Origin of the sequence: Stenotrophomonas sp. 704A1 (assembly GCF_030549525.1) — a bacterium.
GTDB classification, from domain to species: Bacteria; Pseudomonadota; Gammaproteobacteria; order Xanthomonadales; family Xanthomonadaceae; genus Stenotrophomonas; species Stenotrophomonas tuberculopleuritidis.
Genome location: NZ_CP130831.1, coordinates 324,932 through 348,963, shown reverse-complemented (window position 1 = coordinate 348,963; position 24,032 = coordinate 324,932). Strand labels below are relative to the sequence as shown.

The 24,032-nt window shown below is 68.0% G+C and carries 20 protein-coding genes; 10 read left to right on the top strand and 10 right to left on the bottom strand.

The features are described 5' to 3' along the window. The first annotated feature begins 1 nt into the window (after position 1). The 3 genes from Q5Z10_RS01535 (at position 2) to Q5Z10_RS01525 (ending at position 3,143) form a co-directional block, all read left to right on the top strand. Positions 2-1,369 (top strand): leucyl aminopeptidase family protein, encoded by a 1,368-nt coding sequence (locus tag Q5Z10_RS01535; RefSeq protein WP_303637603.1) that lies wholly within the window; start codon positions 2-4, stop codon positions 1,367-1,369. A 137-nt stretch (positions 1,370-1,506) separates the two neighbouring features. Then, a complete protein-coding gene (locus Q5Z10_RS01530; protein WP_303637602.1) occupies positions 1,507-2,610 on the top strand; it encodes a catalase family peroxidase in 1,104 nt (367 codons plus the stop codon). Continuing rightward, on the top strand, positions 2,607-3,143 hold the full coding sequence (locus Q5Z10_RS01525; protein ID WP_303637601.1) for a cytochrome b: 537 nt from the start codon (positions 2,607-2,609) through the stop codon (positions 3,141-3,143). The genes Q5Z10_RS01530 and Q5Z10_RS01525 overlap by 4 nt, the downstream gene beginning before the upstream one ends. 126 nt (positions 3,144-3,269) lie before the next feature. On the opposite strand, the gene Q5Z10_RS01520 is transcribed toward Q5Z10_RS01525, so the two are convergent. The 4 genes from Q5Z10_RS01520 to Q5Z10_RS01505 are packed head-to-tail and all read right to left on the bottom strand — an operon-like array spanning position 3,270 to position 6,759. Beyond that, the gene (locus Q5Z10_RS01520; protein ID WP_303637600.1) at positions 3,270-3,872 is read right to left on the bottom strand and encodes a response regulator transcription factor; all 603 of its coding nucleotides are present in this window, start codon (positions 3,870-3,872) and stop codon (positions 3,270-3,272) included. Continuing rightward, complete coding sequence (locus tag Q5Z10_RS01515; protein WP_303637599.1) at positions 3,869-5,083, bottom strand: sensor histidine kinase; 1,215 nt, start codon at positions 5,081-5,083, stop codon at positions 3,869-3,871. Before Q5Z10_RS01515 ends, Q5Z10_RS01520 begins: the two co-directional genes overlap by 4 nt. A 6-nt stretch (positions 5,084-5,089) precedes the next feature. Beyond that, positions 5,090-5,866, bottom strand: a complete 777-nt coding sequence (locus Q5Z10_RS01510) for an ABC transporter permease (RefSeq protein ID WP_303637598.1) — start codon at positions 5,864-5,866, stop codon at positions 5,090-5,092. Further along, positions 5,863-6,759, bottom strand: a complete 897-nt coding sequence (locus Q5Z10_RS01505; RefSeq protein WP_303637597.1) for an ABC transporter ATP-binding protein — start codon at positions 6,757-6,759, stop codon at positions 5,863-5,865. Before Q5Z10_RS01505 ends, Q5Z10_RS01510 begins: the two co-directional genes overlap by 4 nt. Before the next feature lie 203 nt (positions 6,760-6,962). On the opposite strand from Q5Z10_RS01505, the gene Q5Z10_RS01500 reads away from it, so the two are divergent. The 5 genes from Q5Z10_RS01500 to Q5Z10_RS01480 all read left to right on the top strand — a co-directional run bounded on the left by Q5Z10_RS01500 (position 6,963) and on the right by Q5Z10_RS01480 (position 14,723). Then, on the top strand, positions 6,963-8,213 hold the full coding sequence (locus Q5Z10_RS01500) for an efflux RND transporter periplasmic adaptor subunit (protein WP_303637596.1): 1,251 nt from the start codon (positions 6,963-6,965) through the stop codon (positions 8,211-8,213). 101 nt (positions 8,214-8,314) lie between these two features. After that, positions 8,315-9,004 (top strand): ABC transporter ATP-binding protein, encoded by a 690-nt coding sequence (locus Q5Z10_RS01495; RefSeq protein ID WP_049435531.1) that lies wholly within the window; start codon positions 8,315-8,317, stop codon positions 9,002-9,004. A 14-nt stretch (positions 9,005-9,018) separates the two neighbouring features. Next, entirely contained in the window at positions 9,019-10,176 is a 1,158-nt protein-coding gene (locus Q5Z10_RS01490) for an ABC transporter permease (protein WP_303637595.1), read from the top strand. 13 nt (positions 10,177-10,189) lie between these two features. Continuing rightward, a complete protein-coding gene (locus tag Q5Z10_RS01485; RefSeq protein ID WP_303637594.1) occupies positions 10,190-11,506 on the top strand; it encodes an ABC transporter permease in 1,317 nt (438 codons plus the stop codon). A 358-nt stretch (positions 11,507-11,864) separates the two neighbouring features. Beyond that, positions 11,865-14,723, top strand: a complete 2,859-nt coding sequence (locus Q5Z10_RS01480; RefSeq protein WP_303637593.1) for a TonB-dependent receptor — start codon at positions 11,865-11,867, stop codon at positions 14,721-14,723. 135 nt (positions 14,724-14,858) lie between these two features. Here Q5Z10_RS01480 and rarD read toward each other — a convergent pair whose 3' ends face one another. Together rarD and yedA are read right to left on the bottom strand one after the other, a co-directional pair. Then, a complete protein-coding gene (gene rarD / locus Q5Z10_RS01475) occupies positions 14,859-15,758 on the bottom strand; it encodes an EamA family transporter RarD (RefSeq protein WP_303637592.1) in 900 nt (299 codons plus the stop codon). Then, positions 15,755-16,660 (bottom strand): drug/metabolite exporter YedA, encoded by a 906-nt coding sequence (yedA, locus tag Q5Z10_RS01470; RefSeq protein WP_303637591.1) that lies wholly within the window; start codon positions 16,658-16,660, stop codon positions 15,755-15,757. Before yedA ends, rarD begins: the two co-directional genes overlap by 4 nt. Before the next feature lie 307 nt (positions 16,661-16,967). Here yedA and Q5Z10_RS01465 point away from each other — a divergent pair, with 307 nt between their 5' ends. Beyond that, the gene (locus Q5Z10_RS01465; RefSeq protein WP_303637590.1) at positions 16,968-18,302 is read left to right on the top strand and encodes an MFS transporter; all 1,335 of its coding nucleotides are present in this window, start codon (positions 16,968-16,970) and stop codon (positions 18,300-18,302) included. Between the two features lie 254 nt (positions 18,303-18,556). On the opposite strand, the gene Q5Z10_RS01460 is transcribed toward Q5Z10_RS01465, so the two are convergent. From Q5Z10_RS01460 to Q5Z10_RS01445, 4 genes are all read right to left on the bottom strand, one after another. After that, positions 18,557-20,209 carry a M28 family metallopeptidase gene (locus tag Q5Z10_RS01460; RefSeq protein WP_303639122.1) on the bottom strand — a complete coding sequence of 551 codons (1,653 nt, stop codon included), beginning with the start codon at positions 20,207-20,209 and terminating at the stop codon, positions 18,557-18,559. 119 nt (positions 20,210-20,328) lie between these two features. Beyond that, positions 20,329-21,261 (bottom strand): MBL fold metallo-hydrolase, encoded by a 933-nt coding sequence (locus Q5Z10_RS01455; RefSeq protein ID WP_303637589.1) that lies wholly within the window; start codon positions 21,259-21,261, stop codon positions 20,329-20,331. A gap of 159 nt (positions 21,262-21,420) precedes the next feature. Next, the gene (locus Q5Z10_RS01450; RefSeq protein WP_303637588.1) at positions 21,421-21,717 is read right to left on the bottom strand and encodes a hypothetical protein; all 297 of its coding nucleotides are present in this window, start codon (positions 21,715-21,717) and stop codon (positions 21,421-21,423) included. 92 nt (positions 21,718-21,809) lie between these two features. After that, positions 21,810-23,102 (bottom strand): tryptophan--tRNA ligase, encoded by a 1,293-nt coding sequence (locus Q5Z10_RS01445; protein ID WP_303637587.1) that lies wholly within the window; start codon positions 23,100-23,102, stop codon positions 21,810-21,812. Between the two features lie 108 nt (positions 23,103-23,210). Between Q5Z10_RS01445 and Q5Z10_RS01440 the strand changes: the two genes are divergently transcribed. Further along, entirely contained in the window at positions 23,211-24,017 is an 807-nt protein-coding gene (locus Q5Z10_RS01440; RefSeq protein ID WP_303637586.1) for a hypothetical protein, read from the top strand. Positions 24,018-24,032: the final 15 nt, after the last annotated feature.

Here is a 24,032-nt window from a genome sequence, read left to right as displayed (position 1 = left end):
CATGAGCGAGATCACTGGTTTCACTGCAGATACCACCACGGCATTGCCGCTGCACGTGGTTGACCGCACCCGGTTCGAGGCGTGGAAGAACGACCAGCCGGCCGCCCTCCAGGCGTGGCTGGCGGCGCAGGGCTTTACCGGCGCAGCGCACACGGTGGCCCTGCTGCCCGGCAACGACGGCCTGGCCGGCGCGGTGATCGGCGTCGGTGATCGCGCCGATGCCTACAGCTACGCCCATGCCCCGCACGCCCTGCCGGAAGGCAGCGTGTGGCAGCTGGCCAGCGAGCTGCCCGAGGACGAACAGGCGCTGCTGCAGCTGGGCTGGGGCCTGGGCAGCTACCGCTTCGACCGCTACCGCAAGCGCAACCGCGCACCGGCCCGGCTGGTCGCTGCGCCCTCGGGCGAGGTGGCCGATCTGATCGCCGCCAGCCTGCGCGTGCGCGACTGGGTCAATACCCCCACCGAAGACATGGGCCCGCAGCAGCTGGAAGACGCCGCCCGCGCGTTGGCACAGACCCATGGTGCGCAGATTGAAGCGATCACCGGCGATGCCCTGCTGCAGCAGAACTTCCCGGCCATCCATGCCGTTGGCCGCGCCTCGCACCGCGCGCCGCGACTGATCGTGCTGCGCTGGGGCAAGGACACCGATCCGGCGCTGGCGCTGGTCGGCAAGGGCGTGTGCTTCGATACCGGCGGCCTGGACATCAAGCCTGCCGACGGCATGCGCAACATGAAGAAGGACATGGGCGGTGCCGCGCACGCGCTGGCGCTGGCCGGCCTGGTGATGGCGCAGCAGCTGCCGGTCCGGCTGACCCTGCTGATCCCGGCCGTGGAAAACGCAATCGGTCCGGATGCCTTCCGCCCGGGCGAAGTGATCGCCACCCGCAAGGGCCTGAGCATCGAGATCGACAACACCGATGCGGAAGGCCGGGTGATCCTGTGCGATGCGCTCACCTTCGCCGGCGAGCAGAAGCCCGACCTGGTGCTGGACTTCGCCACCCTGACCGGTGCCGCGCGCATCGCGCTGGGCCCTGACCTGCCGGCACTGTTCAGCAACGACGACACGGTGGCCCAGCAGTGGCTGCAGGCCGGCGATGCCACCCGTGATCCGGTCTGGCGCATGCCGTTATGGCGCCCGTACCTGCGTTATCTGAGCAGCGGCATCGCCGACCTGGCCAACGCCGGTTCGCGCATGGCCGGCTCGGTGACCGCGGCGCTGTACCTGGAACGTTTCCTGGAAGACGGCCAGCGCTGGGCGCATCTGGACGTATACGCCTGGAACGATGGTGAGCGCCCGGGCCGCCCGGCCGGTGGCGAAGCGCTTGCGCTGCGTTCGGCCTGGGCGATGCTGAAGGCGCGTTACGGCTGATCGGGCCGCCGGGCCTGGCCCGGCGCTGCCGGATGGGCCGGCAAACTTGACGAAAAATTGAATACCGGGCCTGGAAGGGTTCTGCGAGGATGTGCGGGTCGCCCACCCACACGCTTCGTGAAGGCAGGACTCCGACCATGTCGCTCTTCCGCTACACCCGCGCCGGCCAGACCCCGGGCGCAGCGCGCCGGCATTCACCGCTGCCCTGGATCGCACTGATCGCGCTCATCCTGGGTGCGGTGGCGCTGACCTTCGCCTGGCTGGCCGGCTGGATCGGCGACCGCCTGACCGCGCAGCGCTTCACCGACACCATCGAGGCCACCGGCCCGGCCCATCCCGGTTTCCGCCGTGCACACAGCAAGGGCGTGTGCGTGAGCGGCTGGTTCGAACCCAGCGCGCAGGCGCCGGCGCTGTCCAGCGCGCGGGTCTTCTCGCAGGCCCGCGTGCCCGTGATGGGCCGCCTGTCGATCGGCGGCGGCGACCCGTACGGCGCCGACAACACCGCGCGGGTTCGCAGCCTCGCCGTGCAGATGGTCAGCGACGATGGCCAGGAATGGCGGATGGCGATGAACAGCTTCCCGTTCTTCGCGGTGCCCACGGCCGAAGCGTTCTACGAACAGACCCGCGCACAGCTTCCCGACCCGGCCACCGGCAAGCCGGACCCGAAGAAGATGGCAGCGGTGCTGGACACCTACCCCAGCGCCCGCGCGTTCCAGCAATGGGCCAAGAGCGCGCCGTGGACCGACAGCTGGGCCAACACCACCTTCAACAGCGTCAACAGCTTCTGGTTCACCAATGCGCAGGGCCAGAAGCGTGCGGTGCGCTGGCGGTGGCAGCCGCAGGCGCCGGAGGTGGAGATGGATGCCGACACACGCCGGCAGGCCGACGTGGATTTCCTGAGCAGGGAGATGCAGCAGCGCATGGCCGGCGGCCCGGTACGCTGGAACCTGGTGGTCAGCATCGCCGAGCCCGGCGACGCCATCGACGATCCATCGGTGCCGTGGCCGGAGGCACGCGAACAGGTGGTGGCCGGGGTGCTCAGCCTGGATCGGCTGCAGTCGCAGGAACACGGCGCCTGCGGGCAGCTCAACTTCGATCCGCTGATCCTGCCCAACGGTGTACGCGGCAGTGACGACCCGATCCTGGCAGCGCGCTCGGCGGTGTATTCGCAGTCGTTCAACCGCCGTGAGCGCGAACGCGCCGTCGGTAATGTCGAGCAACCGAAGGAGGCCGCACGATGAGCACCGGCAACGGCCACTTCAACCTGCTGGCGCGGGTGCTGCACTGGACCATGGCAGTGATGATCCTGGCCATGCTGTTTGTGGGCGTGACCATGGTCGCCTCGCTGCACCTGCGGCCGATGCTGATCGACCTGCACCGTCCGCTCGGCATCGCCATCGGCGTACTGGTGCTGCTGCGCCTGTACAACCGATTGCGCCATCGACCGCCACCGCTGCCGGCCGACCTGCCGGCCTGGCAGGTGCTGGCCGCCAAGGCCTCGCATTGGCTGCTGTACGCCCTGATGCTGGCGATGCCGCTGATCGGCTGGGCGATGCTGTCGGCCGGCGGCTACCCGATCGTGCTGTGGGGCGGCCTGCACCTGCCACCGATCGTGCCGCACACGCCGGCCCTGTATGCCGCCCTGCGCAATGCGCACAGCCTGCTGGCCTATGTACTGTTCGCCACGGTGCTGATGCACGTGGGTGCAGCGCTGTTCCATCTGTGGGTACGCCGCGATGGCGTGTTCCAGGCGATGGCGCGCGGCAAGGATTGAACGGGGCCTCGAATCGGTAGCGCCGGGCCACGCCCGGCGGATCGTTTCGTCGCACGTGCAGGTGCAGGTCAAGGGCGGCCGCTTCGCTCGCCGCGCATGGCCCGGCGCTACCGGCGCATCGCGCCCTTACAACCACCCCTTCTGCCGCGCCAGCCGGTAGGCCTCGATGCGGTTGGCCACGCCCAGCTTGCCGATGCACTCGGACAGGTAGTTGCGCACCGTGCCGTGCGACAGCCCCAGCTGTTCGGCGATTTCGCCGGCGGTGCGGCCCTCGCCCGCCAGCCGCAGCACGCGACGCTCGCGGTCGGTCAGCGGATCGGCCTGCGACCAGGCGTCCAGTGCCAGCTGTGGATCGATCGCGCGGACGCCCTGCTTCACCTTGCGCAGCGCGTCTGCCAGGTTCTCGGCCGGTGCGTCCTTCAGCAGGTAGCCGAGCACCCCCGCCTCCAGCGCGCGACGGAGGAAACCGGCACGGGCGAAGGTGGTCACGATCACCACCTTGATCGGCAGTTCGTGGCGGGCGATGCGCTGCGCCAGCTCCAGCCCGCTCAGGCCCGGCATCTCGATGTCGGTGACCAGGATGTCCGGCTGCAGCTGCTGCAGCATGCGCCAGGCGGCCTCGCCGTCGGCAGCACTGCCAAGCACCTCGATGTCCGGCTCCAGCCCGAGCAGGGCGGACAGCGCGCCCCGCACCATCGCCTGGTCCTCGGCCAGCAGGATGCGGATCATGCTGCGCCTCCCTTTGCCACTGCCATCGGCGCCAGCGGACTGGTCGCGGCGATCAGGGGCACGCGCACCGTCAGAACCGTACCTTCCCCGCGCGGCGACTGGATTGCCAGCTGGCCCCCCAGCGCGGCCACCCGCTCACGCATGCCGCTCAAGCCGTTGCCTTCGGCCTGCACGCCACCGCGGCCATCATCGCGAATCTGCATCGCCAACTGTCGTCCCTCCAGCATGAAATCCACCTGCACCTGGGTTGCCTGCGCATGGCGCACGATGTTGGTGGCCGCTTCACGCAGCACCAGCGCCAGCCCGCGTTCGACCTCCACCGGCATCGGCGGCGGCGGCCCGTACTGCAGGTGGACCTGCTGGCACTCCAGCAGCAGGCGCGCGGATGCCAGTTCGCCGGCCAGGTCGCTGGCGCGGATGCCGGTGACCGCACTGCGCACCTGGGCCAGGGCATCGCGGGCGATGGCCTCGGCTTCGCCGATCTCCTGCCGCGCACGTGCGTCATCGCGGTCGTACAGCCTGCGCGCCAGTTCCAGCTTCAGCGTGATCAACGACAGCGTATGGCCCAGCAGGTCGTGCAGGTCGCGGCCGATACGCTCGCGCTCGGCGCTGGTCGCCAGGCGCCGTACCTCGTCCTGGGACAACTGCAGGGCAACGTCCCGTTGCTGGCTCAACGCCTCCACGTTCACCACCAGCCCGACGATGAACGATACCGCCGGCATCCACACCATGGCCTGCCACGGGTAACCGAAGTACAGCGCGGTGCCGCAGAACAGCAGATTCAGCCCGGTCAGCTGCAGCAGGTACAGCCACCAGCCGCCACGACCACTCATGCGGATCATCACGCAGCCGAACACGAAATAGCTCAGCCCCGACGGGTACCACGGCAGCAGTACCAGCGCCATCGCGATCATGCCCAGCGCGTAGCGCCACGCGCGGTGCCGGGGTGCCAGCATCACCTTCGCATACAGCAGCAGGAACAGCGGGTAGCTGACCAGTGTCAATAGCAGCCAGCGCAGCGTGAAACCCGTGCCGAGCACCGGGGTGAGGAAGATCCACACCGACCACAGCAGGTGGATCGCCCCACTCCAGGGCGACTTGCCACGTCGCAACAGTTCGGCCACCGCCGAATCCGGCGCGGGGCGCAGCAGGGACGCAAACCAGCTTGGCGGCACGGGACATTCCAGGCAGGGACGATCGCTGCCGATCATGCCAGTTCAGCCGACCCGGCGCAGGCGGCGGCGCGCCAGCAGCAGCGCCACGGCGGTAACTGCCAGCAACACCAGCAGGTGGCCGGCCGCACTGCCCAGCGCGGGCTGCCCGACCACTGGCAGCGCCAGCTGGGCCAGGTGCCAGGTCGGCCACAGCGGCGCCATCGACGCGAACACCTTCGGCAGCGCCGACAACGGCAGCCACAACCCCGACAGCAATGCCAGCGGCAGGTACACCAGGTTGACGATCGCCGGCGCGGCACTGGCACCGACATGGCTGCCGATCAGCAGGCCGATCGCCCCCAGCGGCAGCGCCGCGAAGGCAGCCACGGCCAGCAGCTGCAGCACCTGCGTCGGCTGCAAGGCGACGCCGCCGACGCCGATCGCCACGCCGATCAGCATCGCGGCGATCAGCGTGGCAAACAGTACCGCCATCGCCAAGCGTGCCAGCAGGGGTGCCGCAGCCGGCATCGGCAGGGCGCGCTTGAGGGTCAGCAGGCCGCCTTCGCGGTCCAGTGCCAGCTGTACCCCGAAACCGAACAGCGCCGGCGCCATCGCGCCGAACACGCAGTACGTGGCCAGCAGGTAGACCGGGGCATGGCCACGGCCCAGCAGCACCCCGAACAGCACGTAGAACAGCACCGGGAACAGCAACGAAGGCAGTACGAAGGCCGGCGTACGCCACGCGCGTCGCAGTTCGGCGATCAGCTCGGCCCGGTAGGGGCGCAGCACGGCATGCCAGCTGGCAGCAGGCGCGCGGGCAGTGCGGGTCAGGGTATTCATGCAGCCTCCCGGGTCAGATCGAGGAAGGCGTCGGCCAATGCCGCGCCCTGTACTTCCAGCTCACCCAGCTGGGCATCGCTGGCCAGCAGGCGCGCCACCACCGGCTCTGCCGGGCTGGCCAGCAGCTGCAGGTGCTCGCCTTCGCGCTGTACCTGCTGCACACCCGGCCACTGCAGTACGTCCTCGGCCGGCAACGCACTGCGGCAACGGATGCGTCGCGGCCGGTCGGCCAGGCGCAGCGCAGCCAACGGCGCGTCAGCCAGGACCCGCCCCTGCTCGAGGACCACCACCTGCTGGGCCAGCGCTTCGGCTTCCTCCAGGTAGTGGGTGGTCAGCAGCACGCCACAGCCTTCGGCCACCAGCTGCCGGATCGCCTGCCACAGGGTCTGCCGCGCCTGGATGTCCAGGCCGGTGGTGGGCTCGTCCAGGAACAGCACACGTGGCCGGCCGCAGATCGCGATGGCGAACTGCACGCAGCGCTGCTGCCCGCCGGACAGCTGGCCATAGCGGCGCCGGGCGAGTGCCTGCAGGCCGGCGCGCTGCAGCACCTCCTGCAGCGGCATCGGATCGGGATAGCAGGCACTGGCCTGGTCGACCAGTTCATCCACCCGCAGCATCGGCGGCAGGCTGGTGCTCTGCAGCATCACGCCCAGGCCGAGGCGACTGCGGCGCTGCTGTGGATCGCCACCCAGCAGCTCGACCTGTCCGCTGTCGGCGCGGCGCAGGCCCAACAGCACGCTGATCGCGGTACTCTTGCCGGCACCGTTGCGGCCCAGCAGTGCCAGTACCTGGCCAGCGCGTACCTGCAGGTCGATTCCCTGCAGGGCGGTATGCTCGCGGTAACGCACCTGCACCTGCTGCAGGCGGGCCAGCGACGGGGTAGTCGGATCCATGGGGCGGTACCGGTAGCGGGGACGTTGCCATCCTGTGCCGCTGTGGTCACATTTGGCAGTTGCCGCCGTCAATGTGTTCGGATGACAGCTGTCACTGCCGTCACCGATCCCCCTGCCGTCATGCTGTGCCGCACGCTCCACCGCCGGAACCGCTGCAGTCCGCCCTTCCGGTCACACCCGCCCGAACGCCTGTGATGGAACGAATGAACGCTTCTGCCGAGCTGTTGAAGGAACTCCGTATCGACCGCAAGTCGCCCTCGCCTGCCCCCGGCGGCAGTGGCGGCGGCGGACGTCGTTGGCTGTGGATCGTGGTGGCGGTGATCGTGCTGCTGCTGGCAGGTGGCGCGTTCGCCCTGTTCGGCCGCGCGCCGGCGGTCGAGGTGGAGACCGCGCCGGCGGTGGCCATACAGCAGGGCAACGCCAGCAGTTCGGTGCTCGACGCCAGCGGTTATGTGGTCGCCCGGCGCATGGCCACGGTCTCGGCCAAGATCACCGGCAAGGTGCGCGAAGTGATGATCGAGGAAGGCATGCGGGTCGAACAGGGCCAGGTCATGGCCACGCTGGATCCGATCGATGCCGATGCGCAGCGCAGCCTGTATGCCTCGCAGCTGCAGGCCGCGCGCAGCCAGGTCGCCGGCCTTGACGCCCAGCAGAAGCAGGCCAGCGCCGAGGCCAGCCGCCTGCAGGCGCTGGTCGGCCAGCAGCTGGTCTCTCGTTCGCAATACGACCAGGCCGTTGCGCAGCGCGACAGCCTGCGCGCGCAGCTGGAAACCGCACAACGCAATGTCCGGGTCGCCAACGATCAGCTGGCCATCGCCGACCTGGGTGTGGACAACAACATCGTACGTGCGCCGTTCTCTGGCGTGGTCACCGCCAAGGCCGCCCAGCCTGGCGAAATCGTGTCGCCGCTGTCGGCCGGCGGTGGCTTCACCCGGACCGGCATCGGCACCATCGTCGACATGGAATCGCTGGAGATCGAAGTCGAGGTCGGCGAGGCCTTCATTGGCCGCGTGCAGCCGAAGATGCCGGTGGAGGCCACGCTCAACGCCTACCCGGAGTGGAAGATTCCGGCCGAGGTGATCGCCATCATTCCCACCGCCGATCGCGGCAAGGCCACGGTGAAGGTGCGCGTGGCGCTGAAGGTGAAGGACCCGCGCATCGTGCCGGAAATGGGCGTGCGGGTCAGCTTCCTGGAGCAGGCGCCGCCGCAGGCGGCGGCCCGGCCACAGGGCGTGCGCGTGCCGGCCGCCGCAGTGGTGCAGCGCGGGACGGCATCGGTGGCGTTCGTGCTGGGTGACGACGCCCGCGTGCAGCAGCGCACGGTCGAGGCTGGCCAGGCGATGGGCAAGGACCGCCAGATCCTGAAGGGCGTGAGCGCGGGCGAGCTGGTGGTGGTCAATCCGCCGGACAGCCTGCGCGATGGCGCCAAGGTGCAGCAGAAACAAGCGCAGTAACAGGCTGGCGCCCGCGGGCGCCGCCGGCAGTACCGCTCGACGCACGCCCGGCTGCCGGCCGGCGCGACATCCCGTTTCCTGCCTTTCGTGGAGAACCACCCATGTCGACCCTGGTTTCACTGCGCAACATCACCAAGACCTACCAGCGTGGCCCCGAGAAAGTGCAGGTGCTGCACGGCATCGACCTGGACATCGCCAGCGGCGACTTCGTCGCGCTGATGGGCCCGTCCGGATCGGGCAAGACCACCCTGCTCAACCTGATCGGCGGCCTGGACAACCCCAGCGGCGGCGAGATCAGCATCGAAGGCGAGCGCATCGACCAGATGAGCGGTGGCCAGCTGTCCACCTGGCGCAGCCACCATGTCGGCTTCGTGTTCCAGTTCTACAACCTGATGCCGATGCTGACCGCGCAGAAGAACGTCGAACTGCCGCTGCTGCTGACCCACCTCAGTGCCGCGCAGCGCAAGCGCAACGCCGAGATCGCGCTGACCCTGGTCGGCCTGGCCGATCGCCGCAGCCACCGCCCCAACGAACTGTCCGGCGGCCAGCAGCAGCGCGTAGCCATCGCCCGTGCGATCGTGTCCGATCCGACCTTCCTGATCTGCGACGAACCCACCGGCGATCTCGACCGGCAGTCGGCCGAAGAGATCCTGGGCCTGCTGCAGCAGCTCAACCGCGAGCACGGCAAGACCATCATCATGGTCACCCACGATCCCAAGGCGGCCGAGTACGCGACCCATACGGTGCACCTGGACAAGGGCGAGCTGGCCGACGCGCCGCTGGCCCACTGACGGAGGCCACGGCGATGAAATATTTCTCGTTGGTCTGGGCGCAGCTGTTCCGCAGCCGCACCCGCACGCTGCTGACCCTGCTGTCGGTGGTTGCCGCATTCCTGTTGTTCGGCATGCTCGACTCGGTACGGGTGGCGTTCTCCTCCGGCGGCAGCGTGGAAGGCGCCAACCGGCTGGTGGTGGCGTCGCGGCTGTCGATCACCCAGTCGCTGCCGATCCGCCTGGAAGCCCAGGTGCGCCAGGTGGCCGGCGTGCGCGACGTGGCCTACGGCATGTGGTTCGGCGGCATCTACCAGGACCCGAAGAACTTCTTCCCGAATTTCTCGGTCTCGCCCAACTACTTCGATGTCTACCGCGAACTGCAGATCGATCCGGCGCAGCTGGAAGACTGGAAGCAGACCCGCACCGGCGCCATCGTCGGTGAAACGCTGGCCAAGCAGTTCGGCTGGAAGATCGGCGACACCATCCCGATGCAGGCGACGATCTTCCCGCGTGGTGGCAGCAACGACTGGCCGCTGGAGCTGAAGGGCATCTACCGCTCCAAGGACCGCGCCCTGGCCGCCAACGAAGAGCGCCAGTTGATGATGAACTGGAAGTACTTCGATGAATCCAACGACTACATCAAGAACCAGGTGAGCTGGTACACGGTCACGCTGGACAACCCGGACCAGTCCTCGCGGGTGGCGCAGGCCATCGATGCGATCTCGGCCAACTCCGACCACGAGACCAAGACCCAGACCGAGTCGGCGTTCCAGCAGGCCTTCGTCAAGCAGTTCGCGGACATCGGCATGATCGTCACCTCGATCATGGGCGCGGTGTTCTTCACCCTGCTGCTGCTGACCGGCAACACCATGGCCCAGGCGGTGCGCGAGCGCGTGCCCGAGCTGGCCACGCTGAAGACGCTGGGCTTCAAGGACAGCACCGTGCTGACCCTGGTGATGGTGGAATCGGTGCTGCTGATCGGCCTGGGTGGCCTGATCGGCATGGGCCTGGCCGCGCTGATCCTGCCGGCCATCAGTCCCAAGAGCATGGGCATGCTGCCGCCGCACGTACCCACGCCGACCTGGCTGGTGGGCATTGCACTGATCGTGGTGATCGGCATTGTCGTCGGCCTGCTGCCGGCGCTGCGTGCCAAGCGCCTGAAGATCGTCGACGCCCTCGCCGGCCGCTGAGAAGGACACCGACATGAACAAGCTCAAGAAGTGGTTCGGCAATGCGCTGACCGTGGTGCTGCTGGCACTGGGCCTGGCGGTGTGGATCGGCCTGCCCTGGATCGGCGTGCTGGCCATCGCGGTGCTGGTCGCGCTGTGGCTGCTGTTGACGCGCAGCGGACGGCTGGCACTGGCCGCTACCCGCATCGGGATCGCCAGCCTGCCACAGCGCTGGGGGGCATCCTCGGTGATCGTGGTCGGCATCGCCGGCGTGGTCGGCGTGCTGGTGGCGATGCTGGCGATGGGCGAAGGCTTCCAGGCCACGCTCAACAACACCGGCGATGACACCACCGCGATCGTGCTGCGCGGCGGCTCGCAGGCCGAGACCAACTCGGTCATCACCCGCGAGCAGGTGCCGACGTTGTCCACCCTGCCCGGCATCAGCCGCGATGCGGAAGGGCGCCCCCTGCTGTCACCGGAGCTGTCGCAGGTAGTGAATCTGGTCTCCAGGGCCGATGGCACCGACGTCAATGCGCAGTTCCGCGGCGTCGGGCCGCAGGCGTGGGCGGTGCATGACAAGGTCAAGATCGTCGAGGGCCGCAGGTTCGCCGCCGGCCTGCGCGAGATCGTGGTCGGTCAGGGCGCCAAGAGCCAGTTCCGCGACATGGAGGTCGGCAAGACCCTCACCCTGGGCAACCAGGCCTGGACGGTGGTGGGTGTGTTCGCCACCGGCGATGCGCATGATTCGGAGCTGTGGACCGATGCCGATACGCTGGCCACCACCTACCAGCGCAGCGCCTGGCAGTCGATCAGCGTCCGCACTGACGGCAAGGCGGGCTTCGAGCAGTTCAAGGCCGCCGTCGCGGCCGATCCACGCCTGAAACTGGATGTGGAGACCACGCGCGTCTATTACAGCAAGCAGGGCGGCGGGCTGACCAAGCTGATCGACATCCTCGGCAAGGTGATCGGCACGATCATGGCAGTGGGTGCGGTGTTCGGTGCGCTCAACACCATGTACGCCGCGGTGGCTACGCGCGCACGCGAGATCGCCACCATGCGCGCGATCGGCTTCCGTGGACTGCCGGTGGTAACCGCCGTGATGCTGGAGACCATGCTGCTGGCGCTGCTCGGTGGCCTGCTCGGCTGCGCAGTGGCGTGGCTGTTGTTCAACGGCTACAGCGTATCCACCATCGGCAGCAACTTCAGCGCGGTGGTGTTCAAGTTCCATGTGTCGCCGGAACTACTGTGGAGCGGGCTGAAGTGGGCGCTGGGCATCGGCCTGGTGGGCGGCCTGTTCCCCGCACTGCGCGCGGCGCGCCTGCCGATCACCACGGCACTGCGCGAAACCTGAGCACCGCGCACGGATGAGTTGGGCAGCGTGCAGGGGACGGAGCGAAAGCGCCGTCCCCTTTTGTTTGGACGACATCCGTGCGCAGCGCCGATGAATGACCGCGCACCACGCGCATTACAGATTACGCAACCCGCGCCGTTATCGGTGTCTCTGTGCATGCAGCGCTGTGCGCGCGTGACGCCGCGCACAGCCCACCTGTGGATTGTTGGTTGCGATTCATTTTCGCGTCGTTACAGCGCGCGCGGATAAACAGTTTCGAATGAAAACACTCTAGAATCCCGGCCCCACGTTGGTTTGCAGCACCCCACGCGCCCACAGAACGGGCGCATGTTTTTTTCTGAAACACGAGATTTCACGGATGTCCCTGAAGACCACACCGCTGCGCAACGCGATCGTCATCGCGCTGGCCGCCAGCTGCACCACGCCCGCTTTCGCCCAGGAAGCCGGTGATACCCCCACCAACCTCGACCGCATCGAAATCACCGGCTCGCGCATCCGCCAGGCCAGTGTCGAGACCGCGCAGCCGGTGGTGGCACTCAACCGCGCCGAGATCGAGAAGAAGGGCTACGTCAACGTTGCCGACATCCTGCAGGACGTCACTGCCGCCGGCGCACCGAGCCTGAGCCGCTCCTCCTCCCTGAGCTCCTCGCGTGACTTCGGCGGCATGTACGTCAGCCTGCGCAACCTCGGTCCGGAACGCAGCCTGGTGCTTATCGACGGCCGCCGCATGGGCGTCAGCGCCGGCGGCTACTCCGATCTGGCATCGATTCCCTCGGCCATCGTCGAACGGGTCGAAGTGCTGACCGACGGCGCCTCGGCGCTGTACGGCTCGGACGCCATCGCCGGTGTGGTCAACATCATCACCCGCAAGAACTTCGACGGTGGCGAAGCCAGCGTCTATGTCGGCCAGTACGGTGAAGGCGACGGCCAGAAGCGTTCCTACAGCGCCACCTTCGGCAAGACCTTCGACCGCGGCTGGTTCAGCGTCGGCGCCGAGCGCACCAAGGAAGACGAGATCCTGGGCGATGCGCGTGAGTTCAGCCGTTACCCGGGCGGCCCGCGCCACGCCGACGATGTCGATGCGCTGAGCCAGACCACCCAGTGGGGCACCGTGACCGTCGGTGGCAAGCCGCTGACCGTGGGTCCGGGCGGTGATCCGAGCCAGGCCGGCAACTTCCATACGCCGGACCCGGCCGATGGTGCCAACGCCAAGACCAACATGAGCCTGTTGAGCGGCCTGGAGCGCACCTCGGTGTTCGCCAACGGTGGCTTCTCGATCACCGACAACCTGCGCATTGTTGCCGACGCGCTGTACAGCAAGCGCGAATCGACCAAGCACCTGGCCGGCTACCCGTACTCGGTCTCTGCCGCGCAGGCGCGCAATGGCACCCGCGCTGCGCTGTCCAAGGACAGCACGTTCAACAAGTGGGGCCAGGACGTGCTGTTCTCGCACCGCAGCGAAGAACTGCCGCGCGGCACCGAGAACACGCTGGAAACCAAGCGTGCCAGCCTCGGCCTGGAAGGCAGCTTCGAAACCGGTTCGCGTTACTGGGACTGGAACGTCAGCTACATGTACAACCGCAACGAAGGCGAGCGCGTCGGCACCGGCAGCATGTACCAGCCGCACGTCAACCTGGCCGTCGGCCCGTCCTTCATGGACGGCAATGTGGCCCGCTGCGGCGCACCGGGTGCGGTGATCGCCGGTTGCGTGCCGTGGAATCCGGCAGCCCCGATGGGCTACACCGGCCCGGGCTCGCTGAGCAACCAGGACGTGCAGGACTACCTGTTCACGCGCTTCGTCGACCGCATGCGCAGCACCACCAAGGTGGCCAGCGCCAACATCTCCGGCTCGCTGTTCACCCTGCCGGCCGGCGACATCATGGGCGCGATGGGCTTCGAGCACCGCAGTGAAGAAGCCAGCTACACGCCGGACCTGATGGTGCAGAAGGGCCAGATCGCCGGCACCACCGGCCAGCCGACCCGCGGCGATTACTCGCTCAACGAGGTCTACCTGGAAATGCAGGTGCCGCTGCTGGCCGATCTGCCGTTCGCCCGCGAGCTGTCGCTGGACCTGGCCGGTCGCTACACCGACTACAACACCTTCGGTTCGACCACCAACAGCAAGTTCGGCTTGAAGTGGAAGCCGATCGACAGCCTGCTGGTGCGCGCCACCTACGGCACCGGCTTCCGTGCACCGACCGTGGACGATCTGTACGGTGGCGCGGTGTCCAGCCGCGATTCGTTCACCGATCCGTGCGACACGAAGTTCGGCATCGCCGCCAGCAGCGCGACCGTGGCAGCACGCTGCCAGGCGCTGAACGTGCCCGCCAACTTCCGTCAGCAGACCGGTGCGGACGGCAACCTTGCCAACCGCCCGGGCCAGCAGGCCACCTCCGATTTCAACTCCGGCTCCAACCCGGAACTGAAGCCGGAAACCGCCAAGACCTGGACCGTCGGCCTGGTCTACAGCCCGGACTTCGTGCAGGGCCTGGACGTCAGCCTGGACTGGTGGAAGATCCGCATCGACAACGCCATCGTCGGCGAATCGGCCACCGACATCCTCAACCAGTGCTACGTGCAGGGCGTGGATTCGGCATGCGGTCGCTTCACCCGTTCCACCGCTGCGGCCACCCGTGGCCAGGTCACCGCGCTGGATCGCTCGCTGGTCAATGCCGGCTACCGCGAAACCGCCGGCTATGACATCGGCGTGCGCTACCGCCTGCCGGAAACCGCGTACGGCAAGTTCGCCATCAACTGGAACACCACCTACACCGACTACCTGGAGCAGCGCAACGACAGCGCCGCCACCACCCCGGTGGAACAGCGCGTGGGCTGGGCCGGTGACTTCCGCGTGCGTTCGACGGTCAACCTGGACTGGCAGTACGGCAACCTGGGCATCGGCTGGACCGCGCGTTACTACTCGGGCATGAAGGAAGCCTGCTCGTACGATCTGGACGGCGGCCCGGACTGCAACATGCCGGACTTCGCTTCGCCGTATACCGATGCACAGCCGAGCCGCAAGGTGGGGTCCAACACCTTCCACGACCTGCAGGTGCGTTACAGCCTGCCGTGGGATGGCACCGTGTCGCTGGGCCTGAACAACGTGTTCGACCACCAGGGTCCGATCATGTACAGCCAGCCCAACAGCAGCTTCACCTACTACGGTGGCTTCGACATCGGCCGCTTCATGTACATGAAGTACCAGCAGCGCTTCTAAGCCTGCAACCGCGTTCCCGTCACGGCCAACTCTCTCCTGGCCGTGGATGGAAGCAGAACGGCGCCCCTTGGGGCGCCGTTCTTTTTTGCACGGTGGCTGCCGGCCGCGCCGTGCGGCCGCCGGGATGGCCTGGCGCTAGCGCTTGCCGGCACGCATCGCGCGCACATTGTCACCGACAAACAGCACCAGCCCGGCCCAGATCGCGGCAAAGCCGATCGCCTTGCCGATGTCGAATGCCTCGTGGAAGAAGAACACGCCCAGCAGCAGCTGCAGGCTCGGCGCGATGTACTGCAGGATGCCGACCAGCGACAGCGGGATGCGTTTCACCCCGTAGGCGAAGCCGATCAGCGGCACCGCAGTGATCACGCCGCCAAAGATCAGCAGCAGATCGTTGCCCCAGCCCCAGCCGCCGAAGAAGCCACCGCCATGCCCGTTCTCCGACCACAGCGCGAAGCCCAGCGCCGGCAGGAACAGGTACAGGCTTTCCACGCCCAGCCCGGCCACCGGATCGACCGACACCAGCTTGCGCAGCAGGCCATACAGGCCGAACGAACAGGCCAGCCCGAGGGCGATCCACGGCGGTGTGCCGGCGTCGATGGTCAGCCAGGCCACGCCTACCGCCGCGATCGCCACGGCCAGCCATTGCACACGGCGCAGGCGCTCCTTCAGTACCAGTACGCCCAGCAGCACGTTCACCAGCGGATTGATGAAGTAGCCCAGGCTGGTCTCGATCACATGCCCGGCGTTCACCGCCCAGATGTACAGGCCCCAGTTGAAGGCGATGGTCAGGCTCGACAGCAGCAGGATCGGCAGCGCGCGCGGCTGCGCGGCGATCTTCTGCCACCAGCCCAGGCGCGAACTGAGCAGCAGCCAGCCCACCACCAGCACCGCACTCCAGATGATGCGGTGGGCGATGATCTGGAACGAGGGCACCTCGTTGAGCAGGTGCCAGTACACCGGCACCAGCCCCCACAGCACGAAGGTGGAGGCCGTGACCAGCAGCCCCCGGCGTTGTTCCTTCTCGTCCATGCTCATCGCTTGCGTGTCCTCGCCATCGTCAGCACCACCACACCCAGAAGTATCACCGCCATGGCCAGGAAGTCCCGCCAACCGAAGCGTTCGCCATTCAATCCAGCGCCCAGCAGGACCGCAATCACCGGGTTGACGTAGGCGTAGCTGCCCGCCAGCGCCGGCCGCACGTTCTGCAGCAGCCAGACGTAGGCGGTAAACGCCACGATGGAGCCGAACACGCACAGATAGGCCATCGCCAGCAGGCCACCGGTGTCGGGCAGGGTGGTCGGACGCTCGCCCACCGCCAGGCCGATCAGCACCAGCAGCACACCGCCGCAGATCATCTGTCCCGCAGCGGTCATGAACGGACCCGGCAGATCCAGGCCGCGCGCCCACACCGAGCCGAATGCCCAGCCGACCGGTGCGATCAGCAGCAGCACCAGCCCGGTGGGTGAGGCGGTCAGACTGCTGCCGGCATTGAGCCAGACCACGCCGACGAAGCCGACGGCGATGCCCAGCCATTCCCCCCTGCTGGCGTGCTGGCCGCGCAGCGCGGAGAACAGCGCCATCCACAGCGGCACCGAGGCCACCGCGGTGGCGGCCAGGCCCGAGGACACCTCGCGCTCGGCCAGCACCACCATGCCGTTGCCCAGCACCAGCATGGTCACGCCCATGATGACCAGGTTGCGCCACTGCCGCAGGCTCGGGTTCGGCATCTTCCAGAACAGGCGCAGGGCCAGGAACATCAGGCCGCCCGCAATGATGAAGCGGCTGCCGGAGACCATCGTCAGCGGCAGTGCACCGCCATGCAGGGCCTTGGCGATGCCCAGGTAGGTCGAGCCCCAGACCACATAGACCAGCAGCAGTGCCAGCGCGACAAGGCCACCCCGGGGGGCAGCCGTAGACGGAACAGGGGGAGCCGACATGACGCACCAGGGAGCTGGGGGAAGGCGGATTCTAGGACGTTCGGCTGGCGGATATCACCCCGTTTTTCGACACACTGCAATGCGGATGGGCGATTTCCAGGATGTGGGACGCGACAGGGCGTACGACGATTTAGCTATTGGCCCATCCGGCACCCGCTGTCACCCTGTCAGGTCCCATCCCCCGCCCGCCCCTCCGGCACCCGGCGTTGACGTGGGATGCAGTACCTAGGAGGCTGGCCGGCAGCGCGACGCGCGCCTGGCAGCGAATTTTCCGCATGGACGCACCCCATCGAGGATCCCCACCCAGATGAGCACCACGTCCCATCCCGCCGTACCCGCCACCGATGGCGCCGCGCTGCGGCGTTCCATCTCCAATACCCTCAAAGGCTCCGCCGGCAATCTGGTGGAGTGGTACGACGTCTACGTGTACTCGGTATTCGCCGTGTACTTCGAATCGCAGTTCTTCTCCCCGGATGACAAGAACTCCACGATGTATGTGTGGGCGATCTTCGCCGCGACCTTCCTGATGCGCCCGATCGGCGCCTGGTTCTTCGGCCGCTTCGCCGACCGCCATGGCCGGCGCCTGGCGCTGACGGTGTCGGTCACGGTGATGGCGGCCTGCTCGTTCCTCATCGCCATTACTCCCACGGCCGCCAGCATCGGCATCTGGGCAGCAGTGATCCTGCTGTTCGCGCGACTGCTGCAGGGCTTCGCCACCGGGGGTGAGTACGGGGCCAGTGCCACCTACATGTCCGAGGCCGCCATCCCCGGCCGTCGCGGCTTCCTGTCCTCCTTCCACTACGTCACCCTGGTCGGTGGCCATGTCCTGGCGCAGCTGACCCTGCTGCTGATGCTGACCTTCTGGGGCAAGCCCGAGATCTCCGAGTGGGGCTGGCGCATCGCGTTCGGCATTGGTGGCATCGCCGCCGTGGTCGTGTTCTGGTTGCGCCGCGGTATGGACGAGTCGCTGTCGGAGTCGTCGATCGAAGCGGCACGCGAGGGCAAGGCGCAGAAGTCCGGTTCGATGTACGAACTGTTCGTGCACCAGTGGCGCCCGCTGCTGCTGTGCTTCCTGATCACCGCCGGTGGCACCGTGGCCTTCTACACCTACTCGGTGAACGGCCCGAAGATGATCCAGAGCGCCTTCGCCGGCAATGACCCGATGACCGGCACCCTGATCAACCTGGGCGTGCTGGCGTTCCTGATGGTGCTGCAGCCGGTCGGTGGCTGGCTGTCGGACATCATCGGCCGCAAGACCCTGCTGGTCTTCTTCGGCGCCGGCGGCGTGCTGTACAGCTGGTACCTGATCACCGCACTGCCGCACCAGCACGACGCAACGCTGGCCTTCCTGACCCTGGCACTGGGCTTCGTCATCCTTACCGGCTACACCTCGATCAACGCGGTGGTGAAGGCCGAGCTGTTCCCGACCCACGTGCGCGCACTGGGCGTGGGGCTGGGCTATGCACTGGCCAACTCGCTGTTCGGCGGTACTGCCCCGCTGCTGTACCAGGGCGCGCTGAAAACCGGCCATGTCGACTGGTTCGCCATCTACGTCACCGCCACCATCGCGGTATCACTGGTGGTCTATGTGTTCTTCCTGACCAACAAGGGCCCCAACTGGCTCGACGGCACCCGCAAGTAAGCGCGTCGTCGTCATCGCGGCCACCGGCACAGCGCCGGTGGCCGCTGCGTCTTCCCGCCGCCGCGGATCTGGATCGCGGCGACGCTGCTGCGCCGGCAGGGACAGCCGCCCGGCACGGCTGGCGACAGCCAGCGTCGACCGTGGGTCGGCTGCTCGCTGGCGGCGCCCCGAACCGCCGCAGTACGCGCGAACGTCAGGCAACCGCCGACGTTATGCCCCCGGCGGAACCTCATGGCGCCCGGAGGCGCCGTCCCTCAACGGCGTGCCGCCTCGCTCTTGTCGCGCGTGGCGCGGAACTCCGATTCCTTCTCCCAGGTCGGCCAGCGGCGGCTGTTGGCCAGCTCGGCACCCAGGTCGTAGACCAGCAGGGTATCGGCGGCGTGGCCGCTCGGGTCCCAGCGCGGGGTCCAGGCATCGCAGGCCTGGTGGTAGCAGTCGGCGAAGTACTTCTCGCGCAGCGCGCGGCCGGCTTCAACACCCCCCTCCAGCTTGTCCAGGCCCGGGCCGATGGTGATCGCCGGCACGCCCAGGCGGGCAAACGCGAAGTGGTCGGCGCGATAGAAGAAGCCGGCTTCCAGGTTCGGGTCCGGGCTGTAGCTGCGGCCACGGGCCTTGGCCACGCGCTCCAGGTCACCTTCCAGCGAGACCCGGCCCTTGCCCCACGAAGCGATGTCCCGGGTCGGACCATCCGGGCTGAACATCTCGATGTTCAGCACTGCGGCGGTCTTGTCCAGCGGCGCCAGCGGGTGCGCAGCGTAGTAGCTGGCGCCCAGCAGGCCCTTCTCTTCGGCGGTGAGCGCCACGAAGTACAGCGTGCGCTGCGGCTGCGGGCCGGCAGCGAACACGCGGCCCAGTTCCAGCACCGTGGCCACGCCGGTGGCGTTGTCGATCGCACCACGGCGGATGCGGTCACCCTGGGCATCCGGCTGGCCGATACCGAAGGCGTCCCAGTGCGCAGAGAAGATCACCGCCTCGTCGCCATGCTCGCCACCGGGCAGCTTGGCCACCACGTTGCGGGTCACCACCTGCTCGCGCTTGAGCGCGAAATCCGCGCTCAACCTGGCGTTTTCCAGCGCAACCGGGCGGAAGTCGGCGCGCATCGCCTTGCGCTTCTCGGCGTCGAAATCGAGACCGGCGTCGGCAAAGATCGCCTCGGCCAGCTCACGCTGCATCCAGCCGCGCAACGGGGTGTGCTGGGCCATCGCTTCGGCCTCGCTGCGTTCGATATCGAACAGCGGCGAGGTGCCCGAGCTCTTCACCGTCGCCCAGCCATAAGCCGCCGGCGCGGTCTCGTGCACGATCAGCACGCCCTCGGCACCACGGCGGGCGGCTTCCTCGAACTTGTAGGTCCAGCGGCCGTAGTAGGTCACCGCCTTGCCGTCGAACGCTCCGGGCGCGTCGGCCTCGAAGTCAGCGTCATTGATCAGCACCACGGCGATCTTGCCGTGCAGGTCGACGTCCTTGTAATCGTCCCAGTGGCGCTCTGGTGCATCGATGCCGTAGCCGACGAACACCAGCGGTGCATCCTTGATCTGCACGCGCTTGCGCGGCTGCAGGCTCTGCAGGGTCACGTCCACGCCGTTGGCCAGTGCGCGGCTGCCTTTCTTCAGCGACAGGCTGGCCTTGGCCGCGCCGTCCAGCTGCGCGCGCACCAGCGGCACCGGCTGCACCCAGCTGCCGTCCACGCCGCCCGGCTGCAAACCGTAGCTGCGGAACTGCTCGATCAGGTACTGCACCGTGCGCTCCTCGCCTTCGCTGGCCGGTGCACGGCCTTCGAACTCGTCCGAGGCCAGCACGCGGACGTGACGCGACAGCGCCTGCGGATCGATGCCCCCGCCGGGCAGGTCATTGGCCGCATGGGCCAGGCCACCGACAAACAGGCAGGACGACAGCAGCAACACGCGCATCGGGTTCACGGCAGTACCACGGCTAGCTTGGAAGTCACCAGAGTGTAACGTGGCCGTGCGGTGGCAGCGCAGGTCCGGGCGGCATCGCCACGGTGGGGATGTCCTCTGGCGTACGGCGATCAGCGCCGCTCGCGGTCCAGCCAGCACGCCAGTCCCTGCGCGTTGAGTTCAATGTCCATCGCCAGCACCGCGGCCACGGCGGCCTGGTCCAGCGCGCAGCCATGCTGCTGCGCACGCTCCAGGTACAGCGCCTGCAGCGCTGCCAGCAGGCAGCGATGGCGATCGGGGCGACCGTCGCACTGCCGCCCGATAGCCACCATGGCATCGATCTGTTCGAACAGGTCCGCAGCAAGCTTGTCGACCTGTTCCACACGCCCGTAGTGGGTGAGGTACATCGCCTGCGGTGCATGGGCCAGCATGCGCTGGATCGAGGCCTTCATTGCCTGCGGGTCGAACTGCACCGGCGATGAGGTCGGAAAGATGAAGGCCCCCTGCGCACTGTCCAGCTCACGGTAGGAGATGCCGAAGGTATCGCCCGTGAACCAGCTGCGGCTGCGCGCATCCCATATGCAGTAGTGGTGCAGCGCATGGCCCGGGGTATGCAGCAGCATCAGCGCGCGCCCGGCCAGGTCGATGCGATGGCCGTCCTCGGCGACCACCACGCGCGCTTCGGGAATCGCCTCGATGCGGCCATAGCTGCGCGCGATTTCCTCGGCGCCATACACCGCGGTGGCGCCGGCGATCAGCCGGGTCGGATCGATCATGTGCGGGGCACCGCGCGGATGCAGCACCGCCTTTGCATGGGGCAGCTGCTGCATCAACAGGCCCGCACCACCGGCATGATCCAGATGTACATGGGTCAGCAGCAGCCAGTCCACCGCATCCACGCCCAGGCCGGCATCGGCCAGGGCCTGCAGCATCGCCGGGACCGACAGGCCGGTGCCGCAGTCGACGAAGGCCGCGCGACCGTTCTCGACGATCAGGTAGGCGGCGTCGAAGTCAGGCCGCTGGAAACCGGTATCGATGGTGTGGATGCTGGGATCAGCGATCATCGGCGCGCACCTGGCAGGATCGGGAACGGTTCCCATGGTAGGCGCGTCGGCGGGTCGTATTCGATGCGGCTTTGGTCGGAGGCGCAACGCTGTAGAGTCGAGCCATGCCCGACTGGACGGAAAAACAGTCGAGCATGGCTCGACGCTACACAAGCGGGATTACCGGGCCAGGTACCTCGGGCGCAGCAGCAGGGCCAGCACCAGCACCGCCAGGAAGGCGCCGTAGGCATACAGCACCGCCAGCACCTGCGGCCAGATCGGTCCGGCGCCGGGCTGCGCCACACCGGTGTGGTGCCCCCAGAGCATCGCCAGGATGCTCAACGCGAACGCCAGCACCAGGGTGCTGCCGTCGAACACACGCCGGCGCGCGGTACGCGGCTGGCGCGGAAACAGCCAGTACAGGCTGCCCAGCAGAATGAACCAGGGCAGGAACAGCAGCAGCGACAACCAGGCCATCGCAGACTCCATGTCATCGCGCCGACGGCGCCCGCGCATCATGCCACGGCCGCTGCGCCGATGGCGGTGCCGACCAGGGTCGGCGCCCCCGATTACGCCTCGCGCAGTGCCGCCAGCGCAGCCAGAACCACGTCCACCTCAGCGTCCAGCTTGAACAGCTCGCTCTGCAGCTGGTCGCCCTGCTCGGCCTGCTTCAACACGGCGATCAGCTGGCCGGCATCGCGCGGCGAGTCGAAGCCTTCGCTCTGGATCAGCAGCGTGCCGTCACCGGCGCTCAGCTTGAAGTAGAAGCGGCCATCCTTCTCGCGGTACTGCTTGAACAGCGGCGGCGCCACGCGTGCAACACCTGCATCCTCGCTGGCAATGTCACCGGCGCTGGACAGGTCGCGCAGGCCCACCGCATGGCGCAGTTCGTCCAGCAGCGGTGCCGCCAGCTGCTCGCGCAGCTGCTGGCCGCGGCGCTTGAGCAGTGCCTCGATCTTCTCCGGCTCGGCCATCAGCGCGTTGTAGCGTTCGCGCAGCGGCGACAGTTCGCTGTCGATGCGCTCGAACAGCTGCTGCTTGGCCTCGCCCCAGCCGATGCCGGCGGCGAACGCCTTGGCGAACTCCGCGGTCTGTTCCGGGGTGGCGAACGCCTGGTACATCTGGAACAGCGCCGAGCCTTCGGTGTCCTTCGGCTCGCCCGGTGCCCGCGAGTCGGTGAGGATCGAGAACACCAGCTTCTTCAGTTCCTCGCGCGGCACGAACAGCGGAATGGTGTTGTGGTAGCTCTTGCTCATCTTGCGGCCGTCCAGGCCGGCCAGGGTCGCCACCTGCTCGTCGATCACCACCTCCGGCAGCGGGAAGTACTCCTTGCCATAGACGTGGTTGAAGCGCTGGGCGAAATCGCGCGCCATCTCGATGTGCTGGATCTGGTCACGGCCCACCGGCACCTGGTTGGCCTTGAAGATCAGGATGTCGGCGGCCATCAGCACCGGATACATGAACAGGCCGGCGCTGACACCGGCATCCTCGTCCACGCCCTCCTCGCGGTTCTTGTCCACCGCCGCCTTGTAGGCATGGGCACGATTGAGGATGCCCTTGCTGGCGATGGCGGTCAGGAACCACATCAGCTCGGTGGTCTCGCGGATGTCGCTCTGGCGGTAGAACCACACGTGTTCCGGGTCCAGGCCGCAGGCCAGCCAGCTGGCCGCGATCTCCAGGGTGGCGCGCTGGGTGCGCTGCGGGTCCTGCGACTTGATCAGGCTGTGCAGGTCGGCCAGGAAGAAGAAGCTCTCGATCCCCGGGGCGCGGCTGGCGGCGATCGCCGGACGGATGGCGCCAACGTAGTTGCCCAGGTGGGGCGTGCCGGAGGGGGTGATGCCGGTAAGGACTCGGGTCGTCATGACTGCGTGCGGAAACCTTCTATGAACGGGGCCAGTTTACCGCGCACGCGGCCAACCCCGTCAGAGCCCGCGGCGCGTTCATTCACCTAACCCCGCTGGAGACGTCCGATGAAACGCCTGCTGCCCCTGCTGCTGATCCTGCCCCTGGCCGGCTTCCGGCCGGCTCCGCTGCCGCCGCCGGCGTACGACGACGGCCCCGTGCGCATGGCCCTGGTCGACCGCGACCGTGGCACCGAACTGCGCAGCTATCCCGCCGACGGCCAGCGCTGGGTGGCCGGTGAACGCGGCCATCGTTATGCGGTCCGGCTGTACAACGACAGTCCGCGCCGGGTGCTGGTGGTGCTGTCGGTGGATGGGGTCAACGCCATTTCCGGCGAAGACGCCGATCCCTCGCAGACCGGCTACGTGCTCGATCCCGGCCAGCGCGCGGACATCACCGGCTGGCGCAAGACCCAGGACGAGGTGGCCCAGTTCGTGTTCAGCAGCCCCAGCGGCAGCTATGCCAGCCGGACCGGTCGCCCCGACAACGTAGGCGTGATCGGCGTGGCCGTGTTCGAGGAGGCCCGACGCCGGTACCCGCGACCGGAGCCGATCCTGCGCCGCAGTGCCCCACCCGCGCCGGCGGCGGCCGAATCGTCCGCTGCCGCAGACGCCAGCGCCAGCCGCATCGAGGGCTACGCCCGCAGCGCACCGGCCCCGGCACTGGGCACCGGCCACGGCGCGCGCGAACAGTCGTCGGTACGCGATACCGATTTCGAGCGCGCCAGCCGCAGCCCGGCCCAGGTCGTGCAGCTGCGCTACGACAGCGCACGCAACCTGCGTGCGCGCGGCATCCTGGTGGCGTCGCCGTCGCGCCTACCGCGCCAACCGCAGGCGTTCCCGGAGCGGTACGTGCCGGATCCGCCGGCGCGCTGAGCAGCCCCACAGCAC

Excerpts from the sequence above, each read along its gene's own strand:
- Q5Z10_RS01535 (WP_303637603.1), top strand. The coding sequence starts at position 2 with ATGAGCGAGATCACTGGTTTCACTGCAGATACCACCACGGCATTGCCG.
- Q5Z10_RS01530 (WP_303637602.1), top strand. The coding sequence starts at position 1,507 with ATGTCGCTCTTCCGCTACACCCGCGCCGGCCAGACCCCGGGCGCAGCG.
- Q5Z10_RS01525 (WP_303637601.1), top strand. The coding sequence starts at position 2,607 with ATGAGCACCGGCAACGGCCACTTCAACCTGCTGGCGCGGGTGCTGCAC.
- Q5Z10_RS01520 (WP_303637600.1), bottom strand. The coding sequence starts at position 3,872 with ATGATCCGCATCCTGCTGGCCGAGGACCAGGCGATGGTGCGGGGCGCG.
- Q5Z10_RS01515 (WP_303637599.1), bottom strand. The coding sequence starts at position 5,083 with ATGATCGGCAGCGATCGTCCCTGCCTGGAATGTCCCGTGCCGCCAAGC.
- Q5Z10_RS01510 (WP_303637598.1), bottom strand. The coding sequence starts at position 5,866 with ATGAATACCCTGACCCGCACTGCCCGCGCGCCTGCTGCCAGCTGGCAT.
- Q5Z10_RS01505 (WP_303637597.1), bottom strand. The coding sequence starts at position 6,759 with ATGGATCCGACTACCCCGTCGCTGGCCCGCCTGCAGCAGGTGCAGGTG.
- Q5Z10_RS01500 (WP_303637596.1), top strand. The coding sequence starts at position 6,963 with ATGAACGCTTCTGCCGAGCTGTTGAAGGAACTCCGTATCGACCGCAAG.
- Q5Z10_RS01495 (WP_049435531.1), top strand. The coding sequence starts at position 8,315 with ATGTCGACCCTGGTTTCACTGCGCAACATCACCAAGACCTACCAGCGT.
- Q5Z10_RS01490 (WP_303637595.1), top strand. The coding sequence starts at position 9,019 with ATGAAATATTTCTCGTTGGTCTGGGCGCAGCTGTTCCGCAGCCGCACC.
- Q5Z10_RS01485 (WP_303637594.1), top strand. The coding sequence starts at position 10,190 with ATGAACAAGCTCAAGAAGTGGTTCGGCAATGCGCTGACCGTGGTGCTG.
- Q5Z10_RS01480 (WP_303637593.1), top strand. The coding sequence starts at position 11,865 with ATGTCCCTGAAGACCACACCGCTGCGCAACGCGATCGTCATCGCGCTG.
- rarD (WP_303637592.1), bottom strand. The coding sequence starts at position 15,758 with ATGAGCATGGACGAGAAGGAACAACGCCGGGGGCTGCTGGTCACGGCC.
- yedA (WP_303637591.1), bottom strand. The coding sequence starts at position 16,660 with ATGTCGGCTCCCCCTGTTCCGTCTACGGCTGCCCCCCGGGGTGGCCTT.
- Q5Z10_RS01465 (WP_303637590.1), top strand. The coding sequence starts at position 16,968 with ATGAGCACCACGTCCCATCCCGCCGTACCCGCCACCGATGGCGCCGCG.
- Q5Z10_RS01460 (WP_303639122.1), bottom strand. The coding sequence starts at position 20,209 with ATGCGCGTGTTGCTGCTGTCGTCCTGCCTGTTTGTCGGTGGCCTGGCC.
- Q5Z10_RS01455 (WP_303637589.1), bottom strand. The coding sequence starts at position 21,261 with ATGATCGCTGATCCCAGCATCCACACCATCGATACCGGTTTCCAGCGG.
- Q5Z10_RS01450 (WP_303637588.1), bottom strand. The coding sequence starts at position 21,717 with ATGGCCTGGTTGTCGCTGCTGCTGTTCCTGCCCTGGTTCATTCTGCTG.
- Q5Z10_RS01445 (WP_303637587.1), bottom strand. The coding sequence starts at position 23,102 with ATGACGACCCGAGTCCTTACCGGCATCACCCCCTCCGGCACGCCCCAC.
- Q5Z10_RS01440 (WP_303637586.1), top strand. The coding sequence starts at position 23,211 with ATGAAACGCCTGCTGCCCCTGCTGCTGATCCTGCCCCTGGCCGGCTTC.